The organism is Parenemella sanctibonifatiensis (genome assembly GCF_002250565.1).
GTDB lineage: Bacteria > Actinomycetota > Actinomycetes > Propionibacteriales > Propionibacteriaceae > Parenemella > Parenemella sanctibonifatiensis.
This window is the reverse complement of the sequence record NZ_NMVJ01000001.1, coordinates 927,150-946,386: the sequence shown is the minus strand read 5'-3', so window position 1 is coordinate 946,386 and position 19,237 is coordinate 927,150. Positions and strand designations below refer to the sequence as shown.

The 19,237-nt window shown below is 69.5% G+C and carries 17 protein-coding genes and 1 tRNA gene; 7 read left to right on the top strand and 11 right to left on the bottom strand.

The window, feature by feature from the left end; genetic code table 11:
- Positions 1 to 75: 75 nt before the first annotated feature.
- The 3 genes from CGZ91_RS04445 (at position 76) to CGZ91_RS04435 (ending at position 3,613) form a co-directional block, all read left to right on the top strand.
- Positions 76 to 148, top strand: a tRNA-Arg gene (locus tag CGZ91_RS04445).
- Positions 149 to 312: 164 nt separating this feature from the next.
- Positions 313 to 3,000: an ExeM/NucH family extracellular endonuclease gene (locus CGZ91_RS14220; RefSeq protein WP_094452839.1), complete on the top strand. Its 2,688-nt coding sequence runs from the start codon at positions 313 to 315 to the stop codon at positions 2,998 to 3,000.
- A gap of 118 nt (positions 3,001 to 3,118) precedes the next feature.
- Positions 3,119 to 3,613 carry a tRNA (cytidine(34)-2'-O)-methyltransferase gene (locus tag CGZ91_RS04435; RefSeq protein WP_094452837.1) on the top strand — a complete coding sequence of 165 codons (495 nt, stop codon included), beginning with the start codon at positions 3,119 to 3,121 and terminating at the stop codon, positions 3,611 to 3,613.
- A 12-nt stretch (positions 3,614 to 3,625) separates the two neighbouring features.
- On the opposite strand, the gene CGZ91_RS04430 is transcribed toward CGZ91_RS04435, so the two are convergent.
- The 3 genes from CGZ91_RS04430 to CGZ91_RS04420 all read right to left on the bottom strand — a co-directional run bounded on the left by CGZ91_RS04430 (position 3,626) and on the right by CGZ91_RS04420 (position 8,041).
- The gene (locus tag CGZ91_RS04430; RefSeq protein ID WP_094452835.1) at positions 3,626 to 5,431 is read right to left on the bottom strand and encodes a hypothetical protein; all 1,806 of its coding nucleotides are present in this window, start codon (positions 5,429 to 5,431) and stop codon (positions 3,626 to 3,628) included.
- Positions 5,428 to 7,104, bottom strand: a complete 1,677-nt coding sequence (locus tag CGZ91_RS04425) for a PQQ-binding-like beta-propeller repeat protein (protein ID WP_144276775.1) — start codon at positions 7,102 to 7,104, stop codon at positions 5,428 to 5,430. Before CGZ91_RS04425 ends, CGZ91_RS04430 begins: the two co-directional genes overlap by 4 nt.
- A gap of 97 nt (positions 7,105 to 7,201) precedes the next feature.
- Positions 7,202 to 8,041 carry a MerR family transcriptional regulator gene (locus tag CGZ91_RS04420; RefSeq protein ID WP_094452831.1) on the bottom strand — a complete coding sequence of 280 codons (840 nt, stop codon included), beginning with the start codon at positions 8,039 to 8,041 and terminating at the stop codon, positions 7,202 to 7,204.
- 244 nt (positions 8,042 to 8,285) lie between these two features.
- Here CGZ91_RS04420 and CGZ91_RS04415 point away from each other — a divergent pair, with 244 nt between their 5' ends.
- Positions 8,286 to 9,119, top strand: a complete 834-nt coding sequence (locus tag CGZ91_RS04415; protein ID WP_407670831.1) for a pseudouridine synthase — start codon at positions 8,286 to 8,288, stop codon at positions 9,117 to 9,119.
- Between the two features lie 30 nt (positions 9,120 to 9,149).
- Here the strand turns inward: CGZ91_RS04415 and CGZ91_RS04410 are convergent, their stop codons facing one another.
- The 5 genes from CGZ91_RS04410 to CGZ91_RS04390 form a co-directional block, all read right to left on the bottom strand.
- Positions 9,150 to 10,157 (bottom strand): hypothetical protein, encoded by a 1,008-nt coding sequence (locus CGZ91_RS04410; RefSeq protein ID WP_094452829.1) that lies wholly within the window; start codon positions 10,155 to 10,157, stop codon positions 9,150 to 9,152.
- Positions 10,154 to 10,606, bottom strand: a complete 453-nt coding sequence (locus CGZ91_RS04405; RefSeq protein ID WP_094452827.1) for a hypothetical protein — start codon at positions 10,604 to 10,606, stop codon at positions 10,154 to 10,156. Before CGZ91_RS04405 ends, CGZ91_RS04410 begins: the two co-directional genes overlap by 4 nt.
- An 88-nt stretch (positions 10,607 to 10,694) precedes the next feature.
- Entirely contained in the window at positions 10,695 to 13,907 is a 3,213-nt protein-coding gene (locus tag CGZ91_RS13965) for a hypothetical protein (protein WP_144276774.1), read from the bottom strand.
- A complete protein-coding gene (locus CGZ91_RS04395; protein ID WP_094452825.1) occupies positions 13,907 to 14,251 on the bottom strand; it encodes a hypothetical protein in 345 nt (114 codons plus the stop codon). The genes CGZ91_RS13965 and CGZ91_RS04395 overlap by 1 nt, the downstream gene beginning before the upstream one ends.
- Positions 14,244 to 14,837, bottom strand: a complete 594-nt coding sequence (locus CGZ91_RS04390; RefSeq protein ID WP_094452823.1) for a YbaB/EbfC family nucleoid-associated protein — start codon at positions 14,835 to 14,837, stop codon at positions 14,244 to 14,246. Before CGZ91_RS04390 ends, CGZ91_RS04395 begins: the two co-directional genes overlap by 8 nt.
- Positions 14,838 to 14,980: 143 nt before the next feature.
- Between CGZ91_RS04390 and CGZ91_RS04385 the strand changes: the two genes are divergently transcribed.
- Positions 14,981 to 15,901, top strand: coding sequence for a 1,4-dihydroxy-2-naphthoyl-CoA synthase (locus CGZ91_RS04385; RefSeq protein ID WP_094452821.1), 921 nt, complete (start codon positions 14,981 to 14,983; stop codon positions 15,899 to 15,901).
- Between the two features lie 19 nt (positions 15,902 to 15,920).
- Here the strand turns inward: CGZ91_RS04385 and CGZ91_RS04380 are convergent, their stop codons facing one another.
- From CGZ91_RS04380 to upp, 3 genes are all read right to left on the bottom strand, one after another.
- Positions 15,921 to 16,547 (bottom strand): DedA family protein, encoded by a 627-nt coding sequence (locus CGZ91_RS04380; protein WP_094452819.1) that lies wholly within the window; start codon positions 16,545 to 16,547, stop codon positions 15,921 to 15,923.
- Complete coding sequence (locus CGZ91_RS04375; protein ID WP_094452817.1) at positions 16,544 to 17,221, bottom strand: biliverdin-producing heme oxygenase; 678 nt, start codon at positions 17,219 to 17,221, stop codon at positions 16,544 to 16,546. Before CGZ91_RS04375 ends, CGZ91_RS04380 begins: the two co-directional genes overlap by 4 nt.
- Positions 17,222 to 17,302: 81 nt before the next feature.
- Positions 17,303 to 17,929 carry a uracil phosphoribosyltransferase gene (gene upp / locus CGZ91_RS04370; RefSeq protein WP_179229213.1) on the bottom strand — a complete coding sequence of 209 codons (627 nt, stop codon included), beginning with the start codon at positions 17,927 to 17,929 and terminating at the stop codon, positions 17,303 to 17,305.
- Positions 17,930 to 18,092: 163 nt separating this feature from the next.
- Between upp and CGZ91_RS04365 the strand changes: the two genes are divergently transcribed.
- Positions 18,093 to 18,761 (top strand): tRNA adenosine deaminase-associated protein, encoded by a 669-nt coding sequence (locus tag CGZ91_RS04365; RefSeq protein WP_094452813.1) that lies wholly within the window; start codon positions 18,093 to 18,095, stop codon positions 18,759 to 18,761.
- A gap of 25 nt (positions 18,762 to 18,786) precedes the next feature.
- Positions 18,787 to 19,227, top strand: a complete 441-nt coding sequence (gene tadA, locus CGZ91_RS04360) for a tRNA adenosine(34) deaminase TadA (RefSeq protein ID WP_229116416.1) — start codon at positions 18,787 to 18,789, stop codon at positions 19,225 to 19,227.
- The last annotated feature ends 10 nt before the right edge of the window (positions 19,228 to 19,237 follow it).

Genomic DNA, 19,237 nt, shown 5'->3' with positions numbered 1-19,237 from the left:
GGCCTACGGTGGGCGTCGGAAACTCGATTGGACCACGGCCACGCACTCGCGTACAGTTGGTCCTCGGTTCCAACTGCGCCCGTAGCTTAACGGATAGAGCACCTGACTACGGATCAGGAGGTTGGGGGTTCGAATCCCTCCGGGCGCGCCGATCCAGCCCCTTCGCTTCGTGCGGAGGGGCTGTTCTCATTCACGCTCCGCGAAGGTTGGGCAGCCGGTCGCTCACCTTTCATGCGCTGTTCACCTGATCTCCCGTTGGCTGTCGCTGGCGCCACGTTGGCTGGCAGGCGACCCCCTACGTGAGGAAGCCGAATGAAGTTCACCAGCAAGCTGCGCGCGGGCATCGCTGCCGCGGCGTTGGTCGTCGGAGCGTGGGCGTTGCCGCTCGCCTCGACACCGGCCAATGCCCAGGCCACCGACCTGTTCATCAGCGAATACATCGAGGGCACCAGCAACAACAAGGCCCTGGAGATCTACAACCCGACCGGTAGCGCAATCGACCTGTCCCAGTATCGGGTCGCGGTCTACGCCAACGGCGGCACCAACCCCAGCGGCGGCAACATCACCTTGGAGGGCACACTTGCCCCGGGTGAGACCTTCGTGCTGGCCAAGAACAACGCCGGAGCTGAGATCCTTGGTCTGGCCGACCAGGTCACCTCCGCGGGCCTGTGGAACGGCGACGACGCCATCGTGCTCTTCAGCGGCGAGACCGTGGTCGACTCCTTCGGTCAGGTCGGTGTCGTCGACGATTTCGGCACCAACGTGACGCTGCGGCGCACCGCTCAACCCGACACCACCACCACCGACGCCTTCGACGCGAGCGTCCAGTGGGAGAGTCTCCCGACCGACACTTTCGATGGTCTGGGCAGCCACTCCTACGACGGCCCCACTGTGACTCCGACGGGCACCGCCAGCCCGACTGGGACCCCCACCAGCTCCCCGAGCCCGACGGCCACCCCCACCAGCACGCCGACCGCACCAGGTGACGTCACCGCCATCGGCGCCGTGCAGGGCGAGGGCGATGCGTCCCCAATGCAGGGCCAGACCGTCACCGTGCAGGGCGTCGTCACCGCTGACCACCGCACCACGGGCTACAACGGCTTCTTCATCCAGGACGGCGGCGACGACAACCCCGCCACCTCCGATGGCCTGTTCGTCTATGCGCCCAACAACACCGACGACCTCGCGATCGGTGATGAGGTACGCATCCAGGGCCGCGTCAGCGAGTACTACGGCCTGACCCAGGTCAGCCTCTCCTCGCTCACGATCGTCCCCGACACCGAGATCAGCCCGGCCGCGATCGAGATCACCCCGGCCGAGATCACGCTCCCGGTTGCTGACCTGGGCGTGTTCGAGGCCCACGAGGGCATGCTCGTCACCGTCCCGCAGGATCTGGCGATCCTCGAGTACTACAACTACGGCCGCTACGGCGAGATCGCCGTCGGCACCGACCGGCAGTTCCAGCCGACCGCGCTGCACGCGCCCGGCAGTCCCGAGGCAGTCGCGTTGGCCGAGCAGAACCTGCTCAGCCGGGTCACGCTCGACGACGGTCGCAACACCCAGAACCCGAGTCCGGCATACCTGCCCACCGGTGAGGAGTTCACCCTCGACAACGCCTTCCGCGGCGGCGACCTGGTGCAGAGTCCGACCGGCGTACTGAGCTTCGGCTTCGACCTCTACCGGATCCACCCGGTCGACCCGGCGGGCGGCACCGTGGAGGGTCGCAAGACCGGCGACATCCAGTCCGTCAACGTACGCCCGGAGTCCGCCCCCGAGGTCGGCGGCTCGCTGCAGGTCGGCTCCTTCAACGTCCTCAACTACTTCACCACCCTCAACTCGCGCGGTGCCACCACCGAGGAGGAACTGGCTCGGCAGCAGGCCAAGATCGTGACCGCGATCAACAAGGCCGATGCCGCCGTCGTGGGTCTCAACGAGATCGAGAACAGCGAGAACAGCGAGGCGCTGCTGACTCTCGTCGACGCCCTCAACGAGGCTGCCGGCGAGGAGAAGTGGGCTGCGATCGAGACCGGTGCACTGGGCACCGATGAGATCACCACCGCCTTCATCTACCAGCCCGCACTGGTGGCTCCGGTCGGTGACTTCGACGTCCTCGACGACGACCCGAACTTCGACATCAGCCGGCACCGCCCCGCCCTGGCCCAGACCTTCGAGGAACTCTCCAGTGGCGAGACCGTGACCGTGGCCGTCAACCACCTCAAGTCGAAGGGCTCGGAATGCAACGAACCCAACGAGGGCGCTGACGGTGTCGGCAACTGCAACCAGACCCGCACGGAAGGCGCCCAGGCGCTCGCGGACTGGCTGGCCGATGGAGCCGAGGTTGAAGCCTCCGACAACGTTCTCATCATCGGCGACCTCAACTCCTACGACTACGAGTCACCGATCACGACGCTTGAGGCCGCTGGCTACACCGACCTGATCAAGCAGTTCCAGGGCGACCAGGCTTACTCCTACGTCTTCGACGGCCAGCTCGGCTATCTCGACCACGCGCTGGCGAACGAGGCCCTGCAGCCCAAGGTGACCGGTGCTGCCGACTGGCACATCAACTCCGACGAGGCGAGCCTGATCGACTACTCGATGGAGTTCAAGCAGGACGCTGAGGACGCGCTCTTCGACGAGTCCGAGTTTCGGTCCAGCGACCACGACCCGGTCCTCGTCGGTCTGCAGTTGGTGCCGGCGCCCACGACGCCTGCTCCCAGCCCGGATCCGACCAGCCCGGCTCCGACCGGTTCGGTGACCCCGACCAGCCCGGCCCCGACCAGCCCGGCTCCGACCAGCCCGGCTCCGACCAGCCCGGCTCCGACCAGCCCGGCCCCGACCAGCCCGGCTCCGACCAGCCCGGCTCCGACCGGCTCGGCCAGCCCCACCTCCGGTGACGATCGCCCCGGTCTGCCCGACACCGGCGCCGGCATCGCCCCGCTCCTGACCGCTGTCGCGGTGGGTGCCGTCGTCGCTGCCGCCTGGCTGCGTCGTCGCTCCTGAGCCGTCCGCATCGCAACCCCATCGGGGGCGGCCCCATCCCGGGGCCGACCCTGATGGGGTTGTCGCATTTCTGCTGACAAGTACGCCGGTGAGGTCGGCGTACGCCACACTGGGCGACATGCCCGAGCAGACCGACCCCGCCCCGTGCCCGGTCCGGGTGCTCTTCCACGAGCCCCGGATCCCGCAGAACACCGGTGCCACGATCCGGCTGGCGGCGGTCACCGGCTGCGAGCTGCACCTGGCCGGACCGCTCGGCTTCGAGCTGACCGATGCCCGGCTCAAGCGGGCCGGCCTCGACTATCACGAGCTCGCCTCGTTCACGGTCCATGACGGGCTGGAACAGGCGTACGCCGCCCTGCTGCCCGCCAGGATCCTTGCCTTCACCTCACACGGCGACGTCAGTCACGAAGCGATCGACTATCGCCCGGGCGACGTGCTGATCTTCGGCTGTGAGCCCAGCGGGCTGCCGACCGAAGTGCTGACTGATCCGCGGATCACCGCCCAGGTTCGGATCCCGATGCTGCCCGGGCGCCGCTCCCTCAACCTCGCCACCAGCGCAGGGATCGCCGTCTACGAGGCCTGGCGGCAGTTCGGCTTCGGTCGCGGGGCTTGAGGGTACGCCCGTTCAGCCGACTCGCTGATCCGGGTGCGGTGGGGCAAAGGCGGGGTGTGGGCCCACCGCGGACGGGGGCACCAGCGCGGGCTCAGGTGGCCGGGTGCGGCCCGCGGTCGTCCACGCCTGCACCACACCGAGGATCAGCGCCGCCATCAGCCAGGGCCAGCCGAGCAGGTAGTCACCCAATTCGGCGAAGGCCTGGGCGGTGCTGTCCGGCGCCCGCGTCAGCGCGGCCAGCGCCACCACGCTGAGACCCAGCAGCCCATTGGCGGCCCACAGCAGCACCCGGGTGGCCTGCGGAAAGGCCCGGGAGCCCTGCCGGGTCAGGTCAGCGCCGGTGGCGAGCTCCCACACCACACCGAGCAGGGCAACGGCGACAGCGCCGACCCCGATCAGCACCTCCAACGGTGCCGCCAGGAACTCCCGGAACGGGATCGCCAGCGCCAACCCCGCGGTGGCGAGCAGACCCAGCACCCGCGGCCGGGTGAGCCGCCGGCGTACCGCCGCGACGATCACTCCGACCAGCGCCGCCAGCACCGCCAGCTGCCCCACCGCCCAGTCATCGACGGTGAGCTGGACCCTGCCCGACGTCCATGCCGACGCTGAGGTCAGCAGGACGAGCGCCGCGAAGGAGCACAGCACCCACACCGTCCAACTGCCGCCGCGCCGGTGCTGTGCCCGCGCCCAGACCAGCAGCACCAACGCCACCAGACAGCGCCAGGCCTGGATCGCCGGCGGCGACAGCACCGCCCGCCAGATCTCGGTGACGACCTCGGTGACCTGCGGTGCCGTGACGCCGATCACGGCGCTGAGGCTGAGGACAACCGAGATCGGCACCATCAGCCCGACGATGGCTGCCGACACTGCCAGCGTCATGTCCTCCCAGTTGCGGGGCAGCCGGGAGGACCGACCGCGATTGCCGAGACCGACCAGCCCCCTCAGGACCACCGCGACCGCAGCCAACACCACTGCACAACTCCACGCCTCCGCCCACTGCCCCTGCCACCAGACCGCCCGCGGAGCAAAGAACTGCGCGACCGCTGTCACCAGCACCGCAACTGTCAGGGCCGAGGCCACCGCGATCAGTGGACCGCCCGCCGGTGCCTCGGGGTCGGTGGTGGCCCCGATCCGGCCGATCTGGGCCGTCCCCCACCGCACCAACTGGACGGTGATCTGCGCCAGCGCCACGCCGGCGACCATCAGGATCGGGATGGCCAACACCATCACCGAGGTCTCGAACTGGAGGATCGCCTGGGGACGCAGGTCGATGCCGTACGCCGTCGACACCGACAGCAGGCTCGGGCCGACGGCCGAGACGCTGACCAGGATCAGCACGACCGCAAACTCGTACGCCGCGAAGTCCTGTCCCGCCCGCGCCACCGCAAAACCGATGTAGACGCCCAGGCACGCCACCGCCACCATGGCCGCGGGCAGCGACAGGGCGGTCGAGGTGAGCAGCGCCACCGCGCTGAAGCACACCAACCAGATGGCGGCGCGTACCCACCCGGAGACGTGGAGAGCAGCCGTCAGTGCCAGCGACATCACCACGACCATCAGCCACAGCACCGGATTCATCGCGACCGCCGGGATCGTGGCTCCCTCGCCCAGGAGTTCCAGGGTGCCCGTCGCTCGCAGCCAGCCGGCGGTGAGAGTCAGTCCGATGGCGACAACGGCCGCCAGCCCGGCGACGATCATGACCAGCTGCAACGGCCGAGACCACTCGGCGGGCCGCGGTCCGGACTCCAGCACCGTCGAGACCAACGGCAGCCGGCGCCACCCGGGCAGCCACCGCGTGGTGATCGGTTGTCCCGTCATGGCAACCACCGGCAGACCATCAGCGTCCGGTTCAGGCCGATGAGCTGGGCTCCGTCGGGCCCGGGTACCACCCGAAGCGCGGGCACCTGCTGTTGCCCGGCGGCGACCCGGCGTACCCGCTGGTCGATCGGCACGGTGCCAGCCGACAGCTCCAGCAGGTCGGCATCGCTGACCGCCCACACCCGATCCCCGTGCCCGACGGCGGCATGGAAGTCGCCGCCTCGTTCCCAGCGCACCTCGCCGCTGCTGTCGATCACGCTCAGCCCCTGATCGGTCAGCACGACAATCTCTTGGCCCCCGCCCTCCCCAGCCAGCGGCAGGATCTCCTCACCATTGCCGGGCAGCCAGCGCGACCACAGCTCGGCGCCGGAGCGGTACGCCGTCAGTCCGCCGGAGTCGTCACCGACCAGCACCAGCGGGTCACTGCCCGGCACGATCGTCACGCCGGTGGCGGCCTGGCTGCGCGCTGCGGTCCAGCTGGTCCCGGATGCGTCGCCGAAGCTGAGCTCGTCTTCGGTGGCGATCGCCCAGTGCTGCCCGGCCGCGGCGGCGACGCCGATGTCCCCGTCGAATTCGGTGACGACCTCGCCGGTGTCGAGTCGGTGGATGCTGCGGTGGCCATCCACGGTGACCACCAGCACGTGACCGCTGTCCAGGAAGACCGGCCGGTACGCCAGCACCTCACCGAGCTGCTGCTGCCACACCAGTTCACCGGTCTCGGTCCATGCGGTCACCATCCGGGTGGTGGTGCCGGCCACGACGAGCTGCCCGGCGGATGCCAAGTGGAGCAGGTGGCCGCCCGGATGCCGCACCCAGCGCAGCGTCAGATCCGGGTCGAGGCTGACCAGGGAGTTGCTGTTGCGGTTGCCGGCCACCAGATTGTCGCCGAGGCGTTCGAAGCCACCGACGGGAAACACCAGCAGGGACGCCGGGTTGTCGGCATGGCGGGCCAGCGAACACTGCGGTTCGCCCGGGGTGGGCGCCGGGAGTGCTCCGGTGGGCGGCGGCATCGGGACCTCGGGAACCGGCGCCCGGCTGAAGTCGAAGGAAGGGGCGTCCCCGCCGCGGGAGACCTCACCCTGGTCAGGACACCAGCGGCTGGACTGGTGGCGCTGGTCATTTTCGACCCAGATCCGCTGGCTGATCTGCCAACACTCGCCGTCGCGGACGGCGGTCGCTTCGGAGCGGTAGCGCTTGGTGGTCACCTCAGCGGCGGTCGCCTCGACCAGTTGGCCGTTGCTGCTCCAGGATCCGGCAGCCAGGTCACCGACCTCGAGGAGGGCGGGCTGCCACAGGCGTACCAGGTCCGAGGACTCCTCGACGTGGAGGGCAATCCCGGCCTCGGTGAATTCGCGCACCCGGGTCACCGCGGAGTCGGGACCGCTGTCACGGCGGATCCACCAGGACTGCTGTTCGGCCTCGTCGACGGTGCTCCAGGCGTTGATGAGCATCGGGCCGGCCTCCATGAAGCCGCTGACTCCGACGAAGAGGTGGTCCTGCTGCAGGTGCGGGACCCCGGCGTACGCCACATGCCCCTGCAGGCCGTCGGTCGGGGCGAGGTCGGCGTCGGGCAGGGCGCGCGGAGTGACCGCCCAGGCCGCGACCACGCTGAAACACACGGCGAGGACCACCACCGCCACCGACCAGCCGTACCGGCTGCGCCCCGCCACCATGGGCGAAGCGTAGACCGGCACGACCGGCCGGCGGCAGGGGTTGTCCGCGACAGGCCGTGGCTCAGCGGATCGTGATCACTGCGTCACCTGGTCAGCATCACTGCGCGACCGGGAGGTAGATCTCGGTGACGAGCTCCTCGGGCGGGGTGGTCTCCATGTCCTTGAGATAGATGTAGTGCATGCCGCCGGTCGCTTGGTGACCGTGGGAGGCGACCCAGCGGGCCAGCTGGTCGCAGGCCTCCGAGATGCCCTCGAAGGGGCCGGTCAGCGTGGCGCGTACCGCCGGGGTTTCGGCGAGCTCACGCACCGTGAGCGGATCCTCGGCAGTGGTGCCCGGCGCGACCGGGGCGTACACCTCCTTGTCGACGTCGCGCTCCTGATACTCGTCGGCGAGGTCGATAGCGCCGCACGGCCCGATCGGGGTGATGCCCTGGCGTGCCATCTCCGGCATCAGCTGGCCCCACAGGATGCCTTCGTCGGTGTAGGTGGGGATGGTGCCCCGGACGGCGACGACGGTGCGGGCCGCGAGGCTGGTCTGGTCGATCTGGACGGACATGGTGGTCTCCTTCGGTTGTCCCGACGGATCGGGGTGATGCGCCTGGCGCATCCGGTCGATGAGGGCGATCTGGTGCGACACACCCCGGGCGTTGTCCACGAGGGCGGCGCGCTGCTGGTCGAGCGCACGGCCGAAGGTGGAGTCGCCGCGAGCGGCCATGAGAGCACCGATGGCGGGCACGCCGAACCCCACATCACGCAGCTGCCGGACCACGATCGCGTCGTCGACCTGCGCCGGGGCGTACCACCGATAACCGGTGGCATCGTCCACGTACGCCGGTGCCAGGACGCCGTTGTCGTCGTAATGCCGCAGCATCCGGACGCTGATCCGCGTCGCCGCGGAGAACTGTCCGATCGTCATGAGGGCCGAGGTGTCGGTCATGGATCCATCGTGGAGCCTGACACGGTGTGAGAGTCAAGGGCGTTGTCGAATCCGGTCGTGAGCTGCCGCTCAACGCCGATTTGTGCGCGAGGAAGGCCATGTGGCCGGTTGGGCGGCAGCCGGTGACCAGATCGCCGCGTACAGTCGGCCCGTGCCGCCACGTTCCCCACTGCCTCCGCGTCACGGCCTGCAGGCCGCTTGGCTGCGGACCCCGGACCACGGCCAACCTCGCCCCTGGCCCACCATGCGGGCCTATCTGGTGGAACGGCTGGGGCCGGCGGGTCCCGTTGAGGTGGACCGGATGCTGGCGGCCGAAGCCTTCGTGTGGCAGGACGGCAGCTCTGTTGGGGCCGCGGAGCCGGTGCCGCCACACCAGTTCGTCTGGTTCCACCGGGAGTTGCGCGAGGAGCCGACGGTGCCCGGCGAGGTGGTGGTGCTGCACCGTGACGACAGGATTGTGGTGGTCGACAAGCCGCCCTTCCTGTCGAGCATCCCGCGCGGTCGCCACGTCACCGAGTCGGTGGTGGTACGCCTGCGCCACCAGCTCGGCCTGCCCGAACTGGGACCCGCACACCGGCTGGACCGGCTCACCTCCGGGGTCTTGCTGCTGACCACCGAACGGCGGTGGCGGGCGCCCTACCAATCGATGTTCGAGCGCCGCGAACCCGTCAAAACCTATCTGGCGTTGGCCGGTTTTCGGCCCGAACTGGAGTGGCCGCGAACCGTCTGCAGCCACATCATCAAGGAACGAGGCGATCGGCAGGCCCACGAGATCGCCGGTCTGTCGCCCAACGCCGAGACCCAGCTGGAGCTGGTGACGAGGGTCGGGGAGCGGGGCCTGTATCGGCTGCGGCCGCGCACCGGGCGGACTCACCAACTCCGGGTGCAGCTGGCAGGTCTGGGCATCCCGATCCAGGGAGATCCGCTGTATCCGGTGGAGCAGGAGGTCGACATCGATGACTTCTCCACCCCATTGCAACTGCTCGCCGAGAGCCTCAGCTTCATCGATCCGGTCGATGGCCGGGAATGTGAGTTTCGTTCGCCACGGCAGCTGCCGCTCCGGGGCGCGACCGGGTGAGGACTCGTCCCGCTCAGCCCGTGTTTCCTACTACTCGTGAACCGTCTCGCTGGGGTGCCACAGCTCGGGCTGTTGCAACGCATCGGGGAGGCTGGGCCAGCCGCCGGTCAGCCGGTCCGCGAGCCGGGTCAGGGTGTGGCGCTGTTCCTGGAGTTGGGTGGCTGCGTCAGCCCAGGACCGGTCGCACGATTCGATCTCGGTCGCCAGTGCGGTGGTGAGGACGTCGAGGGTGCGGCCCGGTTCGCCGAGCGCCTGGGCAGCCTGCCGCATCGCCAGGACTGCCCTGGTAGTGGCGGCGCCGACGGTGGTGACGACATCGCCTACCGCGAGCCCGACCAAGGAACTGGTCACCCCGACCGCTTCGGTGGCGGCGGTCAGGCTGTGGACGGCCGTGCGGTGACTGCGGGCGACACGCTGGTAAGCCAAGGGTCCCTGCCCCTGCCACAGGTGCTCGCTCAGCAGTTGTTCCAGCGCCAGGCCGGCCTCGACGCTGCTGGTGAGGCGGCCGGCCTGCCGCCACGGTGCTGCGGTCTGTCCCAACCAGCCCACCCATTCGATGGCGTCGCTGGCCTGCAGTGCATGGCGGCGAATGGTCTCGATCTGGGCGAGCATCGCGGTCGCCGGAGCCTCAGCAGGCGTGTCCTGGGCGCTCTCGGACAGAAAGACGCCGGCGGTGGCAAGCCAGCGTTCGGCCCGGCGCAGCAGGCCAACCGGCTCGTCGGCGGCGGTTTCCCGGTCGGTATCGGGGTCGTGAGAATGATGATTGACCGAGGACGGCGCCGTCGGCTCGGTCTCGGCGAGCCTGCGGAGTGCTTCGGCGGTGGCGTGGAACTCCTGGCAGGCGGCGTGGATCTGCTCCTGGAAGGCCGCGGTGACCGCCGCGGACGCGGTCACGAAGTCGGCGACCCCCGGCATCGCCGGCAGGTCATCGGTGGCAGGCGCTGCCACGTCGATCACTTCCAAGGTGGCGGCGAGCGTACGCCAGTGGGCGGCGTCGGCGAGCAGGGCGCGGGTCGCGGCAGGTCGAGGAACGGTCACCAGACCTCCGACCATGGCGACTGGGAGGCCTGCTCGTAGGCGTCGTCGAAGGCCGTGGCGATCGCCAACGGGTCGCGGCGATTGAGCCAGGCCGGGTCGGCATCGACACCGATCACCCGCATCGAGGGGGAGACCTCGAGCCGCAGCCAGCCACTGAGGTCCGAGCCGAATCGGGCGTGTGGCAGGCCCCGGCGGGGTGGTTCGGTGAGCAGATCGGCCAGCTGGGAAGCCCAGTCGTCCTCGACAGTGAGGGCGACGCCGCAGCCCTCCGACGCGTACAGCTGCGCGAAGGCTTGTTCGATCAGCTCCGGGAGGTCTTCGGCGCTGACCCGGTCGCGCCAGACCGGGTCGAGCATCAGTCGGGGCGCCTGGCCGCGACGATGACGTACCTCCACCACCGGCGGGGTGGGCTGTGCGCGGTCCGCGACCCCTTCATCCAGACTGCTCATGATGCAGCCAGCCTAGGAGGCGATTGGTTCAACCGAGCCACAGGTACGTGCACTCATCCCCTCCAACTCGCCACCCCGGCCGCCTGGCTCAGGGCCGCGCGGACGGGTTCAGCACCTCGTTGTCGGGGCGCGGCAGGGGATAGTCGCGGTCCAGCTCGCCCCAGTCGCTGACCTGGCCGAACGCCACCCAGCCGGGTTCCCACTGGCCCTGTCCGATCTGGCGGAAGCCAGCCGCAGCTGCCTCAGCGCGGCTGTCGCCGGCGTACTCGATCATCACCTGGTCGCCCTCGCGACGCAGCAACTGCACCGGCACGCCGTTCCACAGACCCGTGGTGGTGACGCCCAGCAGCGCGGCGATGTCAGAGTTCTGGACGACCTTGCGCATGCTGCCGTCCAATGCCTGTTCGAAGTCCGCCGGCGCTGAACTGGTCGGTGCGACCAGCACCGACTGGCTGTCGGACAGCGTCACGGTGCCGTACGCATTGCCGTCGCCCAGGATCGCCATCAGACCGTTGTCCATCGGGCGGCCGGGCTTGACCTCTGGGGTGCTGCCGCTGAACCCGCCCAGTCGGGCGTTGTAGGTGGCGACATGTTCCTGGCGGCCATCGGCATGCACCCGCCAGATCTCGGCCAGGTGCGGCAGCGGGGCCGAGGCGATCGAGAGGATCTCGAACTCCTCGATCGGATGGGTGCTGGTCGAACCGGGCGCCTCACCGGTGCCGGTCCACGGCCGGGCGTGGTCACGGACCAGGTGCGGCAGCACCGCATCGGCAGGCACCTGTACGCCGGCATCGATCGGCACGATCAGGTCCTCGAAGCGGACACCGTTGCAGCGCAGCACGTCGATGCTGGCGTCGTTCACGGTCGGGGTGGAGTACTGCGACTGGCCACCGGCCAGTTCGAATTCGAGACCCAACTGCTGGACCAGTTCGGCCGGCGTACGCAGGTGGGCCACCTGGCTGGCTTGGTGGACGATGCCGCGCAGCGTGGACTGGCGACCGCTGAGCAGGTCCTCGGTCTGACCCGGCATCAGCACCTGCTGGTGCACCACTCCCATGCCGGGCGGCATGGGGACGATCGGTGCATCTGCGGGGCCGAACTGGGTCGGTAGCTGGGCTCCGGACCCGACACCGGGGACGGCGCCACCGAAATCGGACCAAGCCTTGGACAGTAGTCCGGCGCCGGCGATAGCGGCACCTGCACCGAGCGAACCGACTCCGATCAGGCCGCCGCCGTCGCGGGACAGTCGACCCTGCGGGCGAGAGCCTTCGCCTTCGGGGCGTTGGCTGCCCGGAACGGCCCCTGGTGCATCGCGGCGCGGGTCCTGGTTGACGACCGGCGGCGGGGCAGCCGCACCGGGAGCCGGCGCAGCTGCGCCCGGTGCCGGGGCGGCAACGCCAGGAGCCGGAGCTGCGGCGGCCGGCGGCTGGAAGCTGCTGGTCGGCGGGACGGCCGGGGCACCGCCGATCGGCGCGCCGCCCATCGGAGGACCGGCCACGGGGCCACCGCCGACCGGGGCGCCCATCATCGGCGGAGCGCCAGCGGGCGGCATTGCGCCACCGCCGCCGATGAAGCCCGGCGTCGGAGCCGGCCCTGCGCCACCACCCATGATCGGCATGCCGCCACCAGGCAATGGTTGGATCGGCGCTGGAGCCAACGGCGGCGGCTGCAGGCCGGCCGCGCCGGTACCCTCAGACATCGGCGGCGGCGTGTAGGGAACGTCGTCGGCGCCACCGGACCCGCCACCATCGGAACCGCCCCCATCGCCGGGGTTCGGGAGATATGGGCCGGGCTGGTTCGGCGCTGGCGCCTGGGGTCCGGGGGTCTGGGGCGCGGGCTGCGAGGGGCCCGGGTCCGAGGGACCCGGATAGTTGATGTCCGGGGCCGGCAGGCGACCGCCGTTGTTCTGGCCGCCACCGTTGTTCTGGCCGCCACCGCTGCCGCCGCCGTTGTCGCTGCCACCGCCGGAGTCACCACCGCCGGTGTCACCGCCATCGGGAATCCGGCGCTCGGGCAGGTCACGGACTGCGTCCACCAAGCTGCCGCCGTGGCTGTTGTGGGGGTTGCCGTTGCCGGAATGGCCGTGATTGCCGCCACCGTTGTCACCACCGCCACCACCGTGGTTGCCCTCACTGGGGCCGGGCGCGCCGGGCGGCGGTTCCAGAATGTCGTCAACGCTCAGACGGGCACCCGGATCCGGGTTGGTCACCTCGGGCGGTACGCCGTCACCGGCGTCGGGGCCGGGGGCGCCACCGCCTTCGCCACCGTTGGGACCGTCACCACCGATCAAATCGGCCAGGTCCAGCAGCGAGGAGGTGTCGCGCTCGCCGTCACCATCCAGGTCGGAGCCGGCCGGCGGTGGGGTGTCGGCAGCGCCGGCGCCACCGGCGCCTTCGCCCTCCTCCCCAGCGGGTGCCTCACCCTCGCTGGGACCGACTCCCGGAGCCTTGGGAGCGCCGCCCTCATCAAGGTTCTCCAGAGCTTCAGTCACCATCGACTCCTGCTCCTCAGGAGTCAGCGCGCCAGCACCCAGGTCCTCCGGCGGGAGGAGACCCTCGCCATCGGAGTTCTCGTCGTGCTCGTCCTCGCCGATGATCGTGCTGATGCCCTTCTCGACCCCACCGGCGCCGCCCTCGCTGCCGGGCCCGCCACCAGGCATCCCGCCACCGACACCGATCTTGCCGAGGTCGGGCATCACCGTGGGCAGGCCGCCGCCCAACAGGTCCTGGACGGCCATCGAGTTGCCCGGCGTACTGGGTGCCGCAGCCGAGACGCCGATCTCCAGCTCGGGCTCGATCACCACGTCCGGGATCGCACCGCCGAGCTTGATCGCCAGCGCCATCGCCAACGTCGTCAACTGAATCTGGGCAGCCAACTGCAGGGCGCGGATCTGCTGCAGCGCGGTCGCACCTTCGATGACATTGGTGGCACCGACCAGCAACAGCATGGCCGAGCGCTGGTCCAGCTCGGTCAGCACCAGGTTCATCGCCTGCTTGGTGTACGTGACGGCCTCGCTGGCCTCCTGCGTCACCCGGGACAACTCCGCGGTGCCGTCCTTGGCTGAGCTCAGCCAGTCGTGAAGCAGCTTCCCCTTGGCGTTGGCGGCGTCGGCGCCATCACCTTCATAGACGGATTCCAGCCGGGAAAAGGCGTCTGCGACCCCGGTGGCAGCGTCGCCGAGCGCGGTGGACTCAGCCTTCCACGCCCCCGAGATCGAGGCGAGTTTGGTCTCGTCGGCGGTGGGGAAGCGGTCGGTCCAGACCCATTCGGGGACCAGCGCGCCGCGATACACCTCAATCATCAGCGGCCCCCAGTCGGGCTCGGGCTCGGGTCGGTGGGGATGTTGGTCGTCTCGGACTCGTTGAGGTCCTCGGTGTCCTGGATCGACTTGGCGGTCATCCGGACCTTCTCGGCGATGTCCTCGAGCACCGGGCCGCTGCCGACCACGGCGATCATGCCGAGCTTCGCTCCGGGCAGGTACGCCGTCGCGAAGGCCTGGCCGGGCATGTCCTGCCCCCAGGCGGCGCCGGCAGCTTCGATGGTCTGGGCGCAGGTCGCCGACGCTTCGGCGGCAGCGGTGGCAACCTGGTCAAGGGCCTCCGCGACGAGGCCGATTTCGGTCACATTGGCGAGCAGATCACTCATAGGGGTTGCGCTCCCTCTGCCACTGGTCGTTGGTCCACGACCGGCCCGAGTCCTCGTTGGGTTCGGTGTCCGCGTCGGGGTCGGTCGGATCGGTCTCGTCCGGACGTCGATGCGCTGCACCGAATCCACGGGGCAACACGGTGGCCACCTCCGGCATGACATCAAGGTAGGCTTGGACGGGGTCATCGTCGCCGATCATGCCGCCCGCCTCGCGGATCTGCTGCTGGGCGTGGGCGTACGCGAAGTCCAAGGCGTCGACGATGGCGTTCCGGAGTCGTTCGATCGAGCCCAGCCGCAGTGCTTCGGGGCTGAGCTCCAGATCGACGATGCGGTTCTGGGCGTCGACGGTGGCGCGGACCGCGCCGTCCTCGGCGTACCCCTGACCCTCGATCTCCCCGACGGCGGCGAGCAGTTCGCGCAGTTGGTCGGTGGAGGCGGCGTACTCCTTGCGCAGCGTTTCCTGACGCTGACCCAGGTCACGGGCCATCGTCTCCAGGTCGCCGTTGTGCAGGTCGGCGGCCGCCGAGGTCACCGTGACGGCATCAGGGTTGAGCGAGCCCGTGCCACGTGCTGAGGAGTCAGTCATGGCATCTCCCTTTCCGGGGGTTGTCGGGCTTGGCAGGGTACGCGGATGCCCATCCGGGGACGGACAAGCCCTTGTCTACCGCCCCGGGGGTTCAGTTCACCCGACGTTCATCTGCGAAATCCCAGTAGTCTCGAGCCGTGGACATGCATGGAGAGCAGAATCAGCCGGGAGCCGTCGTGGATGCGGAGTTGTGGGAGCCGGTGCCCGGCTTCGAGTTCACCGACATCACCTATCACCGCGCCAAGCAGGTGCCGGCGGTGCGGATCGCCTTCAATCGGCCCGAGGTGCGCAACGCCTTCCGGCCTCAGACGGTGGACGAACTGGCGACGGCGCTGGAGGATGCCCGCACCAATCCCAAGATCGGCTGCGTGCTGTTGACCGGCAACGGTCCCTCGCCCAAGGACGGCGGCTGGGCGTTCTGCTCCGGCGGCGACCAGCGGATCCGGGGCCGGGCAGGTTATGAGTACGGCCGCGCCGACGGCGAGGATGAGGCCGACCGTGCTGCCCGGCTGGGACGACTCCACATCCTCGAGGTGCAGCGGCAGATCCGCTTCATGCCCAAGGTGGTCATCGCATTGGTCAACGGCTGGGCTGCTGGCGGTGGCCACTCGCTCCACGTCGTCTGCGACCTCACTCTGGCCAGCGCCGAGCATGCCCGCTTCAAGCAGACCGATGCTGATGTCGGTTCCTTCGACGGCGGCTACGGGTCGGCGTACCTGGCGCGTCAGGTGGGCCAGAAGTTTGCCCGCGAGATCTTCTTCCTGGGGCGTCCCTATGACGCCGAGCAGGCGCACCGGATGGGCATGGTCAACGAGGTGGTGCCGCATGCCGACCTGGAACGGGTCGGCCTGGAATGGGCCGCCGAGATCTGCCGCAAGTCGCCGACCGCCCAACGGATGCTGAAGTTTGCCTTCAACGCCATCGACGACGGGCTGGTCGGCCAGCAGGTGTTCGCCGGCGAAACGACCCGACTGGCGTACATGACCGATGAGGCCGTTGAGGGCCGGGACTCGTTCCTGGAGAAGCGGGAACCGGACTGGTCGCAGTTCCCGTACTTCTACTGATCAGGCCGGCGACTGAGGCTCAGGCCGGGTCGGCGGGTGTGCTGCCGACCTTGCGATGTGCCCACGCCAACACCCGGCGATCCAGGAACACTGCCCCGACGATGATGAGGGCCACCACGAGCACCAGCGCAACGGCGGTGAGTGGGTTGCCCAGGATGGCAGCCCAGAAGGCGCCGATGACGCCCATGCCGACGGTCGAATAGACCAGCGACCAGGCCACGGCCCCGATCATGGTCGCCGGGATGAAGCGCGACAGCGGCATCCTGATGGCGCCCGAGGTCAGCATGATGGCCGTCTGCAGGCCGACGGTCAGGAAGCCGACCGAGACGGCGATCGGGCCGAGCCGGTCGACGAGTCGGCGGGCAAGTTCCTTGCGGGTGAGACGGGCGGGGTCGTCCTCCTCGACAGGGGCATGCTCCGGCGCTTCCGGCAGCCCGACGCCCGGGTCGCGGGCGTCAATGACACCGGACCCCACCGGCGTACGCTCTCGAGCGGCCCGGTGGCGATCAACGGCCTTGCCCACCCCGAAGCGCGCCAAGCGGCCGATCCAATAGGTCGAATTGGATCGGATCATGGCGCCGCACCAGAAGGCGATCATCACGACGATGAGCGGCAGGCTGTCGAGCCAGGCGAGGAACTCAGTCATGCGGCGACGTGCTGCTCCAACTCACCGAACAACGCAGCGTTGCGGCGGAAGGCATCGGAGGCGTGGATGACGATGCGGTCGGCGGCCTCCGGATGCTGGCTGCCCAGCAGGTCGAGCTGGGCCCGGTAGCGGTCCTTGTAGGGCTTGACCTTGGTGATGTTGGGGAAGCGGTAGAACTCCAGCCCGGCCAGACCGTAATGGCGCCCGAAGAGTACGCCCAGAATCTGGCCTCCGGACAGGTCCCCCAGATAGCGCACGTAGTGGTTGGCGACCAGCCACTCCGGATCGGCCTCGAGCACCCGGCCGACGTACGCGCGGGTGGCGTCCATCACAGGGAGCTCGTCGCGGGCGATCATGCCCTGCCAGCCCGGCCCGATCAGGCGCAGCAGGTCGGCGGCCAGCGCCTCGCTGCGGTCCAGCGAATGGTCGTGCACGAAGGTCAGCAGCGGATCGGCCGCCAGGCTGCCCTGGACCTTCTCCATCGCCTCGTAGAGGACGTGCTGCTGCACCATCAGGGCGAGCACCGCATCCACGCTGGAGCGGCCCTCGACCAGCTTGGCCATGAAGGGGCTCTGCTCGGCGCCCTCGTGGGCCTCGGAGGTGGCGCTGCGAAGACGGGCGGACAGCCCCAGATCGGCCTGGCGGGCGGTCGGTTCGGGCGTACGAACGGTCATCGGGACTCCTGGCGCTGAAAGTTAGGGTCAGCTTACTCGCGCACTCGCCCCGGAACGAAATTGCGTGAGCCCGGTCAAGCGTTATTCCGCGGCGCCGTAGAGCCGGTCGCCGGCATCGCCCAGCCCGGGCACGATGTAGCCGTGCTCGTCGAGGCGTTCGTCGACGGCGGCCACCACCAGGCGCAACGGGACCGACAGGTGCGCGGTGAGTTCGCGCATCTTCTCGACCCCCTCCGGAGCGGCCAGCAGGCAGATTGCGGTGATGTCGTCCGCGCCCCGGTCGACCAGGAAGTTGACCGTGCCGCCCAGCGAACCACCCGTGGCCAGCATCGGATCCAGCACGTAACACTGCCGCCCCGACAGATCGTGGGGGAGTCGTTCGGCGTACGTCACCGGCTGCAGGGTCTCCTCGTTGCGCACCATCCCGACGAAGCCGACATCGGCGCTCGGCATCAGCCGGGTCATGCCCTCCAGCATCCCCAGACCGGCGCGCAAGATCGGCACCACCAGTGGCTGGGGCGCGGTCAGTCGCGAGCCGACGGTCGGGCTGACCGGGGTGGTGACGGTGTGTTGCTCGGTGCGGACCTCGCGGGTCGCCTCGTACGCCAGCAGTGTCACGAGCTCCTCGGTGAGCCGCCGAAAAGTGGGCTGGTCGGTGTCCCGGCTGCGGAGCAGCGTCAGCTTGTGGTCCACCAGCGGATGATCAATGATGCGCAGTTCCACGGGGGCAGCCTAAGGCGTGGGGCCGACCTACGCACCCGTGGGCGCGAGGGCCGCGGTGAGGACCGGGGTCAGGGCGGCGTCCACGGGGTCGCCGACCGGGGTACCATCTGACACGATGTGTGCGAGTCGGATCGGTGAAGGAGACGCCATGGATGGCTATGAGGACGACGATTCCTTCGAACTGGTCGACCGTGGCGACGACCGGCCCGGTGTTGACGAGGTCGATGACGACGACGATCTGCTCGACGACGATGACCTCGACGACGACGACGACGATGACGATGATGACGACGAGGACGACGAGGACGACGAGGACGACTACGACCTCGACGATGCCACCGAGGACGACGTCGACGTTGCGGTGTCGGTCCATCGCGAAGAGGGGCGCGTGGTCGCCCAGGCCATGGACCTGGAAGCCGCGAACGACCTGGACGTCCTGATCTCCCAGCTGAGTCGGCTGCCCGGTGATGCCGGCGCGGTTGGTTTCGTGGCGCTGGACGACTGGATCTTCGTGGCCGTACGCGTGCGGGGCCGCAGCGTGCAGGTGCTGCTGTCCGACGGCGCCGCCGCCGAGGACTGGCCGCTGGCCCGCGACGTCGCTGACTACCTCGACGAGGACGACCTGCCCGATGACGACGACGATCCGACGCCGTTCGGCGACCTGGGGATGTTCTCCGACCTGGGCATGAGCGAGCTCGACGTCGAATCGCTGTGCACCGACGACGACATGTCCCCGATCGACCAGATCCTCACCGTCGCCAAGCGACTCGGTGCGGCGACCGAGGTCGAGCGGATCGTCGACAGCTTCGGGGACTGACATGGCCAGCCGGTGGCAACCGGCGATGAGCCAGGCATTGGCTGAGGCCCGGGCCGCTGTCACGGCCGGGGAGATCCCGGTCGGGGCCGTGGTCCTCGATCCCGCTGGTCAGATTGTTGCGGGAGCCGGCAACCGGCGGGAACGGGACGCCGACCCCACCGCTCACGCCGAGGTCGTGGCGATGCGCCAGGCCGCCGCCGCGCTGGGGGAGTGGCGCCTCACCGATCACACCTTGGTGGTCACCCTGGAACCCTGCACGATGTGTGCCGGCGCAATCGTCCAGGCCCGGATCGGGCGGGTGGTGTTCGGCGCCTGGGACGAGAAGGCGGGTGCCGTCGCCTCGCTGTGGGACGTGGTACGCGATCCCCGCCTCAACCATCGCCCGGAGGTGACCTCCGGAGTCGAGGAGGCGGCCTGCCGACAGCTGCTGCAGGACTTCTTCGGGGACCGGCGTACGCCGAGCTGAGCCCGACCGG

Coding starts and splice junctions, on each gene's coding strand:
- CGZ91_RS04375 (WP_094452817.1), bottom strand. CDS start 17,221: ATGACCGTTCGTACGCCCGAACCGACCGCCCGCCAGGCCGATCTGGGG.
- CGZ91_RS04430 (WP_094452835.1), bottom strand. CDS start 5,431: ATGACGGGACAACCGATCACCACGCGGTGGCTGCCCGGGTGGCGCCGG.
- CGZ91_RS04395 (WP_094452825.1), bottom strand. CDS start 14,251: ATGAGTGATCTGCTCGCCAATGTGACCGAAATCGGCCTCGTCGCGGAG.
- CGZ91_RS04380 (WP_094452819.1), bottom strand. CDS start 16,547: ATGACTGAGTTCCTCGCCTGGCTCGACAGCCTGCCGCTCATCGTCGTG.
- CGZ91_RS04365 (WP_094452813.1), top strand. CDS start 18,093: ATGGATGGCTATGAGGACGACGATTCCTTCGAACTGGTCGACCGTGGC.
- tadA (WP_229116416.1), top strand. CDS start 18,787: ATGAGCCAGGCATTGGCTGAGGCCCGGGCCGCTGTCACGGCCGGGGAG.
- CGZ91_RS13965 (WP_144276774.1), bottom strand. CDS start 13,907: ATGATTGAGGTGTATCGCGGCGCGCTGGTCCCCGAATGGGTCTGGACC.
- CGZ91_RS04415 (WP_407670831.1), top strand. CDS start 8,286: ATGCGGGCCTATCTGGTGGAACGGCTGGGGCCGGCGGGTCCCGTTGAG.
- CGZ91_RS04405 (WP_094452827.1), bottom strand. CDS start 10,606: ATGAGCAGTCTGGATGAAGGGGTCGCGGACCGCGCACAGCCCACCCCG.
- CGZ91_RS04435 (WP_094452837.1), top strand. CDS start 3,119: ATGCCCGAGCAGACCGACCCCGCCCCGTGCCCGGTCCGGGTGCTCTTC.
- CGZ91_RS04420 (WP_094452831.1), bottom strand. CDS start 8,041: ATGACCGACACCTCGGCCCTCATGACGATCGGACAGTTCTCCGCGGCG.
- CGZ91_RS14220 (WP_094452839.1), top strand. CDS start 313: ATGAAGTTCACCAGCAAGCTGCGCGCGGGCATCGCTGCCGCGGCGTTG.
- CGZ91_RS04390 (WP_094452823.1), bottom strand. CDS start 14,837: ATGACTGACTCCTCAGCACGTGGCACGGGCTCGCTCAACCCTGATGCC.
- CGZ91_RS04385 (WP_094452821.1), top strand. CDS start 14,981: ATGCATGGAGAGCAGAATCAGCCGGGAGCCGTCGTGGATGCGGAGTTG.
- CGZ91_RS04425 (WP_144276775.1), bottom strand. CDS start 7,104: ATGGTGGCGGGGCGCAGCCGGTACGGCTGGTCGGTGGCGGTGGTGGTC.